Below are 13,349 nucleotides of genomic sequence, written 5' to 3' on the forward strand. Positions count from 1 at the left end.
TTTTTTTAACGAACAAATACAAATACAGATATGAACAATAGGAAGAAAGATCCCAAGGGGGATTTACACCCTTATTATAAATTACTGGTAAACAATCACTTAAACCACTAAACTGACGGCTATGGCTAGCCAGCGGACAACTCACATCCTCGTCTGGCTTGTCTGCACAAGCAGGCTCGCATTCCTGCCTGCCGGCAGACAGGTTTGTCCTCCTACCCACTCCCTCAGATCAAAATTTTTTTGGCATGAGGGATTTGTGGTGCTTTTCAAGATCTCCTTAAATAGTCTAGTGCAATCTATCCTCCCTAACTTCCAAATTCTTCATGATTTTTGCTTCAGCCTCTAATAATTCCGCCCATCTTTTTCGCACCTGTTCCTTAGGCTGATAAACTTCTGCTAGTTTTAAGAAGTTTTTATAATGGCCTGCTTCGGAAACCATCAATTCATAATAGAATTTCTTCAATTCCTCATCTTGAATATGTAAATGCAACTGCTTAAACCTTTCACAACTTCTGGCTTCTATTAGGGCATTGATCAACAGCTTTTCCATCAACTGAAATTTTCTGCTTCCTCCTTTGATTTCCAACTTCATTAGTTGAGATACATATTCATCCTTTCTTTGGAAGCCCAATTTAAAGCCTCTTTTATCCAATTGTTCTAAAACCCTTTCAAAATGTGACCATTCCTCTGCCACCACAGGTGTCATTACTTTCACCATTTCGTCCATCTCAGGAAAATTGATAATCAAGCTCATGCAAGAACTGGCTGCTTTCTGTTCACAGTAAGCATGGTCAACCAGTATATCTTCAATATTCTTTTCTGCTATATTGACCCAACGTGGGTCGCTGGGTAATTCTAATCCTAATGTGAATTTTTCTTTTTCCATTTTCAGATTATCAAGGATTTATATACAAAGTTAAGTTAAATTTGATGTATGATCATTCTCAAAACGGTCAGACGCCTCAGTAAAAAAACTTTACAATAAATTTGATTTAAGGTTTATAATTCAACTTCATTATCAGTATTCATAGAATGCGTCAGACCGTAGTTTCATGATTAACACAATACTAGTCAAAGAATGACCAAGTAACCCCAAAGTCAAGTATTCTTTCCTGACCCGTGTAATAAGGTGTTGTGAAATATCCTCCAGCAGTTATATCTTGGTTCAAATGCCTGAATTTTATAAATATCTGAACAGTATTGATTTTTGCGGTGGCATACAAATCGACAAACATATAACCTGGCACCTCAAAATAATTTTGCAAGTGGAATTGTTGGGTCACGGGATCATAATCATCCGCAAAGTAGGTTGATTTATAATGGCCTTCTAAGCCGATGCGTGCTTCTAGTTTACCTTCAAATACTTTATGATAATACAAATCCAATGTCAAAAAATGTTCTGGAATCCGGAATAAATCTGCATCAACTCCTTCCTTTAAAGTATAGATGTAATTCCCATCAAGATTAAATGCTCGGTATTTTGCTTTGGCCTCAATTCCAGGATGTAGCAGTGTTGCTGTTCCAGAGGCTTGCTGGGGCATTGCTAAAGTATCGAAATACATATGATTGCTGACTAATTTCAAATCCAGTTTTGGCTGAATTCTAAAATAATCTTTCCATTTGATGTCTAATTTTCCGCTCAGTTGTTGCACTTGTTCACTTCCAAAATCGTTTTGCCAATAGTCATGGTTTCCCAAATGCTGTTCATAAAAGAAAGGTGATGCAAACTGCATACTTGAAGCACTAACAGTTAAAAAAGGAACTTTCAGGCTAGCATCCAGCCGATAGTTTCCATTTAATTCATATTCCGCATTTGCTTTTAATTGCCAATTTTCTTTTGGGGCAAAACGAAAATAACCACCTGCATAATTCTCTAACAGTGGATTTACAGTGGTCAGATATTTTCCCGTATATCTTATATCCTTTCTTTTTGCATAAAACCGATAAAATGCATCACCGATAACACCTTTAAAACCAACCTCATTTTGATAAAAAACAAATCGGCTTAAATCCACTGTTGAGTCTGTTCTTACCAGAAATCTATCAAAATAATTCACATCTGTTTCTGCTGAAGGATCGGAATTTATAAAAGTATTCATCCGGTTAGTCCGATCAAAAACATGATAGAACTGCAGGATCTTTTTCCATTTATATTGCTGATAAAGATGATATTGCTGTCTTAATTCTCCCCCCTGTGCATTTCTTAAGTTAATGTCCTCATCATCATAATCAAATAACTCCTCATAAACTATTACCTCTGATGTATCCTTGATGCCTCCTGTTTCATTTACCTTATGGAAAGTTCGGGCAAAATTAAACATCACATGATATTTCCTATCAGGAGAGCGATAATCTGTTTGGAAATCATAAGAATGGCTTAGTACATTCAAATCTCCTCTACTTTGCAATGGCCCAATTTGTTTATCTATGGTCCATCTTCTAAAACTAAATCCAACATTCCAATTTTCATTAACATTCCTAGAAAAATCGATTCCAATAAATGCTCTGTAATTACCACCAAATACTGACCTCATTTGAGTAAATGGAGATTTTGTATCAAAATATTTAAACTTATCGGGGGTTTTAATGTAAGGATCGTAAACATTAAATCCACTTCTTTTACCAATCACATCGGGTGCTTCATAAAAAACCGGTCGCATGGCCGTGCCTATTGTACCCAAATTTTGATAATAATAATCTGAAATATTTACAGGATTCCAATTATGGGTATTATTCAAGCTTGTATCTATAATCTGATAGGACTCAATATTATTTTTGATGTTTTCTTCTGTAGTGAAGAGTGTGGTTTTTGCTCCATACACATTTTTAGTGGAATCATCGGTTACCTGAGCAAAAACAGGGGCCATTCCACAACAAAAAATCGATATGATTAGGAAAATTTTCTTCAAAACAGTCGCAAAATTAACTAAAGTCATGGATTTATTTAGTACTAAGTATAGAATCTTCCAAGATTTGGTGAAAAGATTTTTCATCATCCAAAAACTGTACCATGATGGGAATATAAAAAAGCTTAGTTTGAAAAGATTTAGATAATTCAGGCATTGATATTAATCTAACCCAATCTTTTTCGGTAGTAAGGATATTTGCCTCTTCATCATGCGCCACCTTTTCAATTTCCTTTATTTCTTTTGGGGTGAAATGATGATGGTCTGCAAAGTCAAAATGCTTTTTAATAATAAATCCTTCTTGAATTAAATATTCTTTGAAATTATTGGAATGTGCTATTCCTGTTACCAAAATGATTTTCTCATGTAGTTTCTGGTCTTCCTTTGATGCCAACGGCTTTTCGTATTTTATAGAGGTAAAAAACAATGCCTTATGGCTATAGACCTTAATTTCCCTTTTAATTTCTTCCTGTTTCTCCTTAGGTAAATCACTTGGACATTTGGTCACTACCACCACATCTGCTCTATTAGCTTCGTGCCTTGCCTCTCTTAAGGTTCCTGATGGCAAAACATAATCTTTGTAAAAAAGAGCATTAAAACTGGTAAGCAATATTGATAAATCGGGCTTTACACTTCTATGTTGAAAGGCATCATCCAAAATAATCACTTCATTTTCCGGATATTCATATAAAATACTGGGGATTGCCAAAACCCTATCCTCCCCTACGCTAATATTCGCTTTATTTTTAAATTTTTGGTAAAGCTGGAAAGGTTCATCACCAATTGATTTCGGATCATCTTGTTCTTGAGCTATTCTAAAACCTTTGGTTTTTCGGCCATAGCCCCTGGACAGCGTGGAGATTTTATTATCAAAACCCTTGTCAATCAAATATCTCAAAAGATATTCCACAAAAGGGGTTTTTCCAGTCCCTCCCATGGAAAGATTGCCCACCGAAATCACATTAGTATCAAATCGAAAAACAGGCTTATACTCTACATCGTATAAGTGATTTCGAAATTGCATCACCCATTTGTACAAAATACTGAAAGGTGACATAAAAAATTGCCAATACTTATTTTTAAAGACTTGCAAGGGCTGTAAAACTTTTTAACTTTGACCGAATTGAAATAAAAACAAATATGAGCAAAATAAAGGATATCGTCCAACATTTGGAAAGCATTGCACCTCTAGCGTATCAAGAATCTTATGATAATGCGGGTTTGATCATAGGAGATGCGTCTAAAAATGTGAGCAATGTCTTAATATCGCTGGACGTAACCGAAGAGGTGGTAGAAGAAGCCATTTCAAAAAATTGCGAGTTGATAGTGGCTCATCACCCTATTATTTTCAAAGGTTTGAAGAAACTTACCGGAAGTAATTATGTGGAAAGAACTGTAATTAAAGCTATTAAAAATGATATCGCCATTTATGCATCGCATACTAATTTAGACAATATCAGAACTGGGGTGAATGCTAAGATATCTGAAAAATTAGGGCTTATCAATACTGAAATTCTAAGTCCAAAAAATGGATTTTTAGGTAAACTGAGCGTTTTTGTTCCCCAAGAAAACAGTGTTGAATTAAAAAAAGCTTTACATCAAGCGGGTGCTGGCCAAATTGGTGAATATAAAGATTGCGCTTTTGAAACTGCCGGAAAAGGAAGTTTTCTGCCATCGGACAAAGCAAACCCAAGCATTGGAAAATCCGGTGAATTGGAAACGGTTGATGAACACAAGATAGAGGTGATTTTCCCCATACACTTAAAAAACAAAATTTTAAGTGCTATGAAAAAAGCTCATCCTTATGAAGAGGTAGCCTATTATTTACATCAATTGGAAAATACTTATGATGATTTAGGATCTGGAATGATCGGAGAAATATCAGAACCGATGGAGCCCAAAGATTTCTTTGATTACATGAAAGACAAAATGGGTCTAGAAGTTATAAAACATACTAAGGCAATAAACCGTAAAATTAAAAAGGTTGCAATATGCGGAGGTGCTGGATCATTCCTGATTTCGCAAGCAAAAAATAAGCAAGCAGACATTTATATCTCATCCGACATTAAATATCACGAATTTTTTGATGCTGAAGAAAGGCTGATTATAGCCGACATAGGGCATTATGAGAGCGAACGTTTTACAAATGAGATATTTTATGCAATTTTGAAAGAAAATTTTGCTAATATTGCACTCCATTTAGGACAGACTGTCACGAATCCGATAAAATATTATTAACTGCATGGAAAGTACTGTAGCACAAAAACTCGATGCCCTGAAAAAATTACAGGGAATTGATTCAAAATTAGACGATATTAAAAAAGTGAGGGGAGCCCTACCTGACGAGGTAGCTGATTTAGAAGATGAGATTGCAGGCTATGAAACCCGTATTCAGAAATTTGATGATAGCGTTCAAGCCATCAGAGATGATATTGAAGCCGCAAAACAAGGTATCAAGGAATCTGAGAAGCTGATTGCCAAATATGGTGAGCAACAAATGAGCGTTAGAAACAACCGTGAATATGATGCTATTACCAAAGAGGTGGAATTACAGCAACTGGATATTCAAATCCACGAGAAGAAAATAAAAGAAGCTCAAGCCAAAATCGAAGAAAAGGAAAAAGGCATTGAGGAAACAAAGGCTTTGCATGAAGACCGAGTAAAAGATTTGGAAAGCAAAAAATCCGAATTGAAAAACATAGAGTCTGAAACTACCGAAGAGGTTGAAAAACTTGAGAAAGACAGAGAAAAGGCTTTAAAGAAAATCGAAGCTAGATTAGTGGCTTCTTATGAGAGATTAAGAGGAAACGTTCGAAACGGTTTAGCTGTAGTCCCTGTTAAAAGAGGTGCTTGCGGAGGATGTTTCAACACGGTTCCTCCTCAAAGACAAGCCGACATTAGAGATAGAAAAAAATTAATCGTTTGTGAGCACTGCGGAAGAATCCTAACTGATGTTGAGGATGAAATCGTGGAAGAGAAGCCAAAAAAGAAACGTACTACCAGAAAAACCACTGCAAAGAAAAAAGCAGAGAAGTAATTTTCGGTAATGAGCTAAAATTACAAAAGCCTGTCAAATTTGATTTTGATGGGCTTTTTTTATCCTTTCTTTTTAGTCCAACTTTATTAATTATAACTGAAATAATATTTCCATATTTGAGAATAGCTAAACTAAGATTAGATTTTTACGCTATATAAAATTGGGTATAATCATTAAAAAACATTAAATCACTTACTAATTGAAACCCTCTCATAATTCAAACCACCATCTCTTCATTTGCACTGGAAAAGATTGCAAGAAAAATGGCTGTGAAGAGCTGAAAACAGAATTGAAGAAAGTTATTAAGACCGATAAACTCAAAAATGTGAGATTGGTAAAAACCAAATGTATGGATTATTGCAAAATGGGACCCAATCTAGTAGTGAACGGAAAATTATTACATGATTGCAAGCCAAAAGATGTTGCTGATATCTTAGGAGAATTAAATGCTTAAAGTCATAATAGCTTTTAACAAATTGAAATTTATTTAACATTTAAGTAGAAAACAGAAACTTAGCGGAACAGCTAGCAGTTAACTTTATTTATTTCTATGTAGCAACATAAATTATATTTACCTACAATATCATGACAAAAGCTCCCTTATACACTAAAGATTTTCTCTTACATTGCTTTAGCTATTTATTAATGGCGGTGTCATTTTACTTTTTACTACCTACTTTACCTACTTTTGTGACGGAGGTTTTGGGTGAAAATGCTGATAAAGTAGGCTACATTATTGGTATTTATGCTTTGTCGGCCTTAATAGTAAGACCATTAAGTGGTTATGCTTTTGATAAATATGGTAGAAGAAAATTATTCCTATTCTCCATGTTTTGCTATGCTATAGTAATGGCGACCTATGGGCTGGCAGAATCATTTATTTTCCTTCTTTTCTTAAGACTGATAAATGGAGGTTTTTGGGGGATAGTAACTACTGGCGGTGGCACGATTACCTCTGACCTGGTACCTAACAGCAGAAGAGGAGAAGGAATCGGAATCTTTGGTTTATCCATGACCTTGAGCATGGCTATCGGTCCACTCATAGGCTTGCAAATATTAAAAGAAACAGGCAGTTACCAGGTTTTATTTATCACTTCAGGGGTATTGTGTTCATTGGCAGTCATTATGTCTTTTTTTGTGAATCATCCTAAAATCAGCAATAGAAAAAATAAATTAAGCTGGGAGAATGTATTTGAACCCAAAGTTTTGAAAGTTTCTATGGTGATGTTGCTATTGGCTTTTCCTTTTGCAGGAATCATGTCTTTCATTACACTTTTTGCCAAAGAACTTTCTATTGAAAGCACTGGAATGTTTTTCTTGATTTACGCCATTGGTGTTAGTATTATTAGACCAACAACCGGTAAAATGATGGACAGAAAAGGCCCTGCATTTGTGATGGGGCTAAGTTTTGTTGGTACCATTTCAGGATTAGTACTTTTATCACAAAGTACGGCTGAACCAGGTTTTCTTGTAGCGGCATTCGTTCTGGGATTGGGAAATGGAATAGTGATGCCAACATTACAAACAATGGTCATCAATATGGTGAAACCTGAAAAAAGAGGGGTTGCCACCAGTACTTTCTTCTCTTCCATTGATTTAGGGATAGGAATTGGTGCTTTTTTCTTAGGAAACATAGCAGAAATTTTTTCGCTATCTCAGATGTACTTATTTTGCGCTATCGGTATGCTAATTCCAGCTATTTTATTTTTTGGGATAACTTTATCTGATTATAATAAAAAAACCAAAATAAGTATAGAAACTGCCAATGTTTGAATACTTCTTTACTCCAGGACCCTCAGCCTTATATTTTACGGCTGAAGAACATATTAAAACCGCTTTAAAAAAAGGGGTGTGCAGTACCTCTCATAGAGGTCAACAATTCAAGGATATTTATAAAGAGTGTCAAGAAAATCTGCGCAAACTTATGGATATACCTGAAGATTATCATGTTTTGATCACCTCTTCAGCCAATGAAGCTTGGGAACGGATAATTGAAAATTGTGTTAAAAATGAAAGCTACCATGTAAGTATGGGCGCTTTCTCTCAGCGTTTTGCCAAGATTTCTACTCAGCTAGGCAGAACTGCCCATGAATTGGTAGTGGAAGATGGAACTGTCCCAGATTTTGATGCAATAGATGTACCGAAAAGCGCTGAAATCATTACCCTTTGTTTGAACGAATCAGCATGTGGAACCACTTTTCCTCTAGAAACCATCAATGCTTTAAGAGAGAAATATCCTGATAAATTAATTGCTATAGATGGGGTATCAGGAGTTCCTGTAATCCCAATTGATTTTAGGAATATTGATACGCTTTATTTCTCTGTGCAAAAAGCTTTTGGCTTGCCCGCGGGTCTTGGTATCTGGATTGTGAATAACAGATGCTTGGAAAAAGCAAAATCATTAGAAGCTTCAGGCCAAGTTATTGGCTCTTATCATCGTTTGCCGGATATGGTAGAAAAAGCCGGGGTTTTTCAAACTGCTGAAACACCTAATATCCTAGGGGTTTACACTTTAGCAAAAGTAGCCTCTGATATGCTGGAAAAAGGGATATTAGCTATCAGGAGAGAAATTGATTATAAATCTGCCATTCTCAATCAGGTTATTGAAGCTCACCCACAACTTCATCATTTTGTGGAAAATGAAAAGCATCGTTCCAAAACTGTAAAAGTGATTAGGTGCGATTTCGAGAGTAATTTACTGATAGATCATCTAAAACAGAAAAAAATCCATATTGGCACTGGTTATGGTGGCTATAAAAAAGAGCAAATAAGGATTGCTAATTTCCCAACACATTCAAAGGAACAAACTGAAATGTTAGTGGATTTAATTGAAACTTTTAGAGTTTAGATTTTTACTTTATATTTATTGCAATTATTAAAACTATCAACCAATGAAGAAAATATTAGTCTTATGTTTTTTTCTTATATCTCAAATAGGATTTAGTCAAAATGATGCGCCTTTAATAGAAAGAAAAGGAAATCTCGTTCAAAATCGATATTTCATTTTAGGTCAGGAAGTCTCGGAAAGGCAGGTTTTAAAAAAAATGAAACCATTCGAAGCATCCCATAAAATGATGAAATCATCTAGAAGGTGGGCATTTACTTCATCAATAATAGCTGGGTTTGGAGCTGGTGCATTTATGCCTACCTTTTTTGATCCTTCTCCCGAAATCACAGTGCCTCTACTTATTACTGGAGTTAGTTTGATAGCAATTGCTGTTCCATTAAAGCAGTTGGCCAATAGAAAAGCAGATAAGGCAATTGAGCTTTACAATTCTAGAGAACTTATGGGAAATAGACAATATAAAGCTGAATTCAATTTAACTTTTACACCTTCTGGAATAGGATTATTGATGACATTTTAATGATAGATTAATTTTCTTTTTTAGGGGTATAAATAATGATGATTTGAATGACGATAGCTAAGAAAATCATAATATAAATTTCAATTTGCGTAAATAAGTTTACGGTATCCATTGCCCTTTGGCTTTTTTCAAATTGCCTGCTGCCTTCTCTTAGTTGAATCTCAGCCAAATTTTGAAGGTCTCTTTTCACAATTTGAAAAAGTGGAAGGAGTACAGAATCTTGAGTGTAATTAGATTCTACAAACTCCTTTTCCTTATTTTTTAACTCAGATAAATTCTTTTTCAAATCATTTAAAAACTGTTCTTCTTTATTGGTTAATTTAGTTTGGGCATAACTTAAAAGATGACCGTCAATTTCATTATTTAATTGTTCATTTTGATTAATATAAAAACTCTCGTCCGCTTTTATGGCCGCAATCTCCTTTTGGTGGATATCATTTGAAATTTTGAGAATTAAATCTTTAACAACCAGCCTGTCTTCATAAATTGATTCAACAGCCTCATTCATGCGTGAAAAATTACTCTTATCTACCAAATTAGTAGTTATAACTAGCGTGAAAACTAACAAAATACCTAATATCCACTTTATTTTATCGAACAGTTCCATTGAGATTTTTTATGTAATAATATAAATAAGTATAGATATAAAAAAAGGCTGCCTTACTAATTTTATGACAGCCTTTAAATATTTGATATGTCAATAAATTATTCTTCTATTTCAACTTCTTCAGCTTCTTTAAGTTTTTTATTATTTGCCTTTTTAGTTTCCATCATTTTATTGTGAACTTCATTATGCTGAGCTTTAAGGCGTTCCTTTGCTTCAGCCACTTTTTCTTCTGCCTCTTTAATCTTTTCTTCTTTTTCAGCAATCTCTTCCTCGGATAGACTTGCCTCCTTTTTAGCTTTTAATAATCTTTCTTTTGCTTGAGCTATTTTTTCTTCTGAACGCTTGATAGCAGCTTCTGCTTTTTGCATATTGTCATGGGTTTTTGTCATTTTTTGTTTGGCTTCTTCCGACCGAATATGACCAAACTCTTTGCCATGCATATCTCCTTTTCCCTCTCCAAAATGCTTTCCTTCATGACCTTCATTCATCTCTTTTTTACTCATTGACTTACGAGCACTATCCTTTTGACCAGCTTTCATTTTTGCATGACTTTTTGCTGAATCTGCTTTATGGCCTCTTTTCTCTTGCATTTTTTCAGAGGATTTTCCTCTTGCTTCTTTTTGCTCTTTTTTCTCTTGGGATTTTCCTTGGCTTAAAACATCATTTTGAAACCCAAATGTTAATAATAAGGCCAAAACCATGATAAATCCTGTATTCATTATATTTTTCATAACCTAAATTTTAAATATCCTTTAATAATTCATCAACCTCTTTTTCTGTTTCTTCCGCCTCTGTTTTTACTTTTTCAGATGATTTCACCACCTCATCCGCAATTTTTTCTTCTTTTTGCACATCCGAAACCTCAGATTCTTGCTTTGATTCAGTACCACCACAAGCCACTAAAGTCAAAAAGAATGCCGTAGCGATTAAATAAATGTATTTTTTCATAGTTTTAAAAAATTTTAATTATGAACATAATTTAGGAATAATTTAACATTTATATCATTTAAAAAGGAATTAAAATTATTTATAAATGGAAACCTTTAAATTATCCTTGCAATTATTCAATAATTCTTTTTGGTTGACTTGTTTTATAGGATGTATAAATTGTGGGCAAATTTCCACTAATGGGATTAAAGTAAATCTTCTCGAAGGAATACCTGGATGTGGGATTTCCAATTCGTCTTCTTTAATTACTTGATCATTAAAATACAAAATATCAATATCAATTAAACGCTCGCCCCATTTCACCTTTCGAACTCTCCCTAATTCAAGTTCAATATCTAATATTACACTCAATAATTCCGCAGGATTGTAATCGGTTTTCACTTCCACAACCTGATTCAAAAACGCTTGTTGATCGGTCTTGCCCCATGCGGCAGTTTCATAAACTGAGGATTTATTAACAAGCTGAATCTTATGAATTTTTAATGCTTCAATTGCTTTATTTAATACCGCTGCCCTATTTCCCAGATTGCTCCCAAGTAGCAAGAATATCCCTTCCATAATTAAGTTTAGCCTTCAATAGAATTATACTTTTATATCAAATTATTTTATAGCTTATTTGTAAATTGTTTACAATTATACTTGAATTAGAATAACATTAAAATTTAATTGATTATCAATCTTTATTATTATGAAAAGTTTCTTTAAAATCTTCTTTGCCAGCTTACTCGCATTAATCATTTTTTTTGTAGGCTTCTTTTTAATTTTTGCCGGAATAGCCTCCCAGGATAGTGAGGTGAAAATTTCTGAAAACTCATTTTTGGAAATTAAGCTAAACCGTCCAATCGTTGAAATGACTTCGGACGATCCGTTTGCTGAATTTAGTCAGGCGCTTACCAATGAACCTACCCCCATTAGTTTGATGGATATTTTAGAATCTATCGAACATGCTAAAACCGATGATAAAATAAAAGGTATCTATTTAGACGCCCCATTTGTGATGGCTGGATTTGCGCAAATTGAAGAAATCAGAAATGCACTAATCGATTTCAAAGAATCAGGAAAGCCAATTTTAGCTTATGCTGAAGCTTATTCCGAAACAGGCTATTACGTGGCTTCGGTTGCTGATAATATTGTTTTAAATCCAGCAGGCATGTTGGATATGAGTGGTCTTACTTCTGAAGTAACTTTCTTCAAAGGAACATTTGAAAAATTAAATATAGAACCTCAAATATTTAGAGTAGGGACATTCAAAAGCGCTGTAGAACCATTCATCAGAAAAGATATGAGTGATGCAAGCAGAGAACAGATCAGTGTTCTTTTAAATTCTGTTTACGGTGTCTTTATTAAAAATATTGCAGAAGCAAGAGGAATTGATGCTACAGAGTTAAGAGCCATCTCCGATCAATTAAAAGTTAGAACCACTGAAGATGCACTTAATTATAAATTGGTCTCTCAGTTAGGTTATTATGATGAAGTTTTAACCAAAATGAGAGAAATCGCAGGACTTGAAGAAGGTGCGAAAATTCCAGTAGCTTCAGTAAAAAAATATAGTAAATCTTTTGTAGCTGATAAATATAACACCAACAGAATTGCTGTAATAGTTGCTGAAGGGAATATCGTTTCTGGAAAAGGTGGAGATGGAAGTATTGGTTCTGACAAATTTGCAAAAGAAATCAGAAAAGCGAGATTAGATGATAAAATCAAGGCCATTGTATTGAGAATCAATAGTCCTGGCGGAAGTGCATTAGCCTCTGATGTCATGTGGAGAGAAGTCAAGTTGGCCAAAGAAGTGAAGCCAGTTATCGCTTCTATGTCAAGCGTGGCAGCCTCTGGTGGATATTATATGGCCATGGCATGTGATACCATAGTAGCTCAGCCCAATACCATTACAGGTTCTATTGGAATATTCGCCATCATTCCAGACTTATCTAAATTCATGGATACAAAATTGGGTATTACTTTTGACAGAGTAAGCACAGGAGAATACTCGGATTTATATACCGTAAGCAGAACTTTAAATGATGCTGAAAAGCAGATTATTCAAAAGTCAGTAGAAAGAGGATATGAAGATTTCACCTCAAAAGCAGCTGAAGGTAGAAATATGTCAATAGAAGAATTATTGAATGTTGCCTCAGGAAGAGTTTGGTCTGGAATTGAAGCTAAAGATAATGGTTTAGTGGACGTTCTAGGAGGTTTCGATGATGCCGTAAATATTGCAGCGCAATCAGCCGGGCTTGCCGATGGAGATTATATGAAAGTATTTTATCCAGAGAAAAAACCATTTTTCCAACAAGTGTTAAATGAAATGGGTTCTTCTGCTAAAATTCTTCATAAAAAATATACTTATGGTGAAATGGCCCATTATGTGGAAGAGTTGGAATATGTAATGGAAAACAAAGGATTGCAAACAAGAATGCCATTTGATTTGGAAATCAAATAATTTGCCCCTTTTTTTACATTATAGTTAAAATTTCAGCTTGGCTGAT

The 13,349-nt window shown here is 34.6% G+C and carries 15 protein-coding genes; 7 read left to right on the forward strand and 8 right to left on the reverse strand.

Features of this window, described 5'->3' with window-relative positions; translation table 11 throughout:
- The 4 genes from ACFE0M_RS17675 to lpxK all read right to left on the reverse strand — a co-directional run.
- On the reverse strand, positions 1 to 220 hold a 220-nt coding region (locus ACFE0M_RS17675; protein WP_434547120.1), incomplete at its 3' end, for a hypothetical protein.
- Between the two features lie 66 nt (positions 221 to 286).
- Complete coding sequence (locus ACFE0M_RS17680; RefSeq protein WP_434547121.1) at positions 287 to 886, reverse strand: tRNA-(ms[2]io[6]A)-hydroxylase; 600 nt, start codon at positions 884 to 886, stop codon at positions 287 to 289.
- 181 nt (positions 887 to 1,067) lie between these two features.
- A complete protein-coding gene (locus ACFE0M_RS17685) occupies positions 1,068 to 2,936 on the reverse strand; it encodes a putative porin (protein ID WP_434547122.1) in 1,869 nt (622 codons plus the stop codon).
- Positions 2,937 to 2,940: 4 nt separating this feature from the next.
- Positions 2,941 to 3,963 carry a tetraacyldisaccharide 4'-kinase gene (lpxK, locus tag ACFE0M_RS17690; RefSeq protein ID WP_434547123.1) on the reverse strand — a complete coding sequence of 341 codons (1,023 nt, stop codon included), beginning with the start codon at positions 3,961 to 3,963 and terminating at the stop codon, positions 2,941 to 2,943.
- A gap of 83 nt (positions 3,964 to 4,046) precedes the next feature.
- Here lpxK and ACFE0M_RS17695 point away from each other — a divergent pair, with 83 nt between their 5' ends.
- The 6 genes from ACFE0M_RS17695 (at position 4,047) to ACFE0M_RS17720 (ending at position 9,308) form a co-directional block, all read left to right on the forward strand.
- Complete coding sequence (locus ACFE0M_RS17695; protein WP_434547124.1) at positions 4,047 to 5,144, forward strand: Nif3-like dinuclear metal center hexameric protein; 1,098 nt, start codon at positions 4,047 to 4,049, stop codon at positions 5,142 to 5,144.
- A 4-nt stretch (positions 5,145 to 5,148) separates the two neighbouring features.
- Positions 5,149 to 5,943 (forward strand): zinc ribbon domain-containing protein, encoded by a 795-nt coding sequence (locus tag ACFE0M_RS17700; RefSeq protein ID WP_434547125.1) that lies wholly within the window; start codon positions 5,149 to 5,151, stop codon positions 5,941 to 5,943.
- A gap of 199 nt (positions 5,944 to 6,142) precedes the next feature.
- Positions 6,143 to 6,397 (forward strand): (2Fe-2S) ferredoxin domain-containing protein, encoded by a 255-nt coding sequence (locus ACFE0M_RS17705; RefSeq protein WP_434547126.1) that lies wholly within the window; start codon positions 6,143 to 6,145, stop codon positions 6,395 to 6,397.
- Between the two features lie 131 nt (positions 6,398 to 6,528).
- Positions 6,529 to 7,716 carry an MFS transporter gene (locus ACFE0M_RS17710; RefSeq protein WP_434547127.1) on the forward strand — a complete coding sequence of 396 codons (1,188 nt, stop codon included), beginning with the start codon at positions 6,529 to 6,531 and terminating at the stop codon, positions 7,714 to 7,716.
- Positions 7,709 to 8,791, forward strand: coding sequence for an aminotransferase class V-fold PLP-dependent enzyme (locus ACFE0M_RS17715; RefSeq protein WP_434547128.1), 1,083 nt, complete (start codon positions 7,709 to 7,711; stop codon positions 8,789 to 8,791). Before ACFE0M_RS17710 ends, ACFE0M_RS17715 begins: the two co-directional genes overlap by 8 nt.
- 43 nt (positions 8,792 to 8,834) lie before the next feature.
- Entirely contained in the window at positions 8,835 to 9,308 is a 474-nt protein-coding gene (locus tag ACFE0M_RS17720; protein WP_434547129.1) for a hypothetical protein, read from the forward strand.
- A 7-nt stretch (positions 9,309 to 9,315) separates the two neighbouring features.
- Here ACFE0M_RS17720 and ACFE0M_RS17725 read toward each other — a convergent pair whose 3' ends face one another.
- The 4 genes from ACFE0M_RS17725 to folK form a co-directional block, all read right to left on the reverse strand.
- Positions 9,316 to 9,915, reverse strand: a complete 600-nt coding sequence (locus tag ACFE0M_RS17725; RefSeq protein WP_434547130.1) for an MCP four helix bundle domain-containing protein — start codon at positions 9,913 to 9,915, stop codon at positions 9,316 to 9,318.
- Positions 9,916 to 10,013: 98 nt separating this feature from the next.
- Positions 10,014 to 10,646 carry a hypothetical protein gene (locus tag ACFE0M_RS17730; RefSeq protein ID WP_434547131.1) on the reverse strand — a complete coding sequence of 211 codons (633 nt, stop codon included), beginning with the start codon at positions 10,644 to 10,646 and terminating at the stop codon, positions 10,014 to 10,016.
- Positions 10,647 to 10,656: 10 nt separating this feature from the next.
- Positions 10,657 to 10,863 (reverse strand): hypothetical protein, encoded by a 207-nt coding sequence (locus ACFE0M_RS17735; protein WP_434547132.1) that lies wholly within the window; start codon positions 10,861 to 10,863, stop codon positions 10,657 to 10,659.
- Positions 10,864 to 10,938: 75 nt separating this feature from the next.
- Positions 10,939 to 11,421 carry a 2-amino-4-hydroxy-6-hydroxymethyldihydropteridine diphosphokinase gene (gene folK, locus ACFE0M_RS17740; RefSeq protein ID WP_434547133.1) on the reverse strand — a complete coding sequence of 161 codons (483 nt, stop codon included), beginning with the start codon at positions 11,419 to 11,421 and terminating at the stop codon, positions 10,939 to 10,941.
- 130 nt (positions 11,422 to 11,551) lie between these two features.
- Here folK and sppA point away from each other — a divergent pair, with 130 nt between their 5' ends.
- A complete protein-coding gene (sppA, locus tag ACFE0M_RS17745; protein WP_434547134.1) occupies positions 11,552 to 13,303 on the forward strand; it encodes a signal peptide peptidase SppA in 1,752 nt (583 codons plus the stop codon).
- Positions 13,304 to 13,349 lie beyond the last annotated feature (46 nt).

The organism is Marivirga sp. (assembly GCF_051117495.1).
Lineage (GTDB): Bacteria > Bacteroidota > Bacteroidia > Cytophagales > Cyclobacteriaceae > Marivirga.

Excerpts from the sequence above, each read along its gene's own strand:
- ACFE0M_RS17685 (WP_434547122.1), bottom strand. The coding sequence starts at position 2,936 with ATGACTTTAGTTAATTTTGCGACTGTTTTGAAGAAAATTTTCCTAATC.
- sppA (WP_434547134.1), top strand. The coding sequence starts at position 11,552 with ATGAAAAGTTTCTTTAAAATCTTCTTTGCCAGCTTACTCGCATTAATC.
- folK (WP_434547133.1), bottom strand. The coding sequence starts at position 11,421 with ATGGAAGGGATATTCTTGCTACTTGGGAGCAATCTGGGAAATAGGGCA.
- ACFE0M_RS17710 (WP_434547127.1), top strand. The coding sequence starts at position 6,529 with ATGACAAAAGCTCCCTTATACACTAAAGATTTTCTCTTACATTGCTTT.
- ACFE0M_RS17700 (WP_434547125.1), top strand. The coding sequence starts at position 5,149 with ATGGAAAGTACTGTAGCACAAAAACTCGATGCCCTGAAAAAATTACAG.
- lpxK (WP_434547123.1), bottom strand. The coding sequence starts at position 3,963 with ATGTCACCTTTCAGTATTTTGTACAAATGGGTGATGCAATTTCGAAAT.
- ACFE0M_RS17695 (WP_434547124.1), top strand. The coding sequence starts at position 4,047 with ATGAGCAAAATAAAGGATATCGTCCAACATTTGGAAAGCATTGCACCT.
- ACFE0M_RS17725 (WP_434547130.1), bottom strand. The coding sequence starts at position 9,915 with ATGGAACTGTTCGATAAAATAAAGTGGATATTAGGTATTTTGTTAGTT.
- ACFE0M_RS17720 (WP_434547129.1), top strand. The coding sequence starts at position 8,835 with ATGAAGAAAATATTAGTCTTATGTTTTTTTCTTATATCTCAAATAGGA.
- ACFE0M_RS17730 (WP_434547131.1), bottom strand. The coding sequence starts at position 10,646 with ATGAAAAATATAATGAATACAGGATTTATCATGGTTTTGGCCTTATTA.
- ACFE0M_RS17735 (WP_434547132.1), bottom strand. The coding sequence starts at position 10,863 with ATGAAAAAATACATTTATTTAATCGCTACGGCATTCTTTTTGACTTTA.
- ACFE0M_RS17680 (WP_434547121.1), bottom strand. The coding sequence starts at position 886 with ATGGAAAAAGAAAAATTCACATTAGGATTAGAATTACCCAGCGACCCA.
- ACFE0M_RS17715 (WP_434547128.1), top strand. The coding sequence starts at position 7,709 with ATGTTTGAATACTTCTTTACTCCAGGACCCTCAGCCTTATATTTTACG.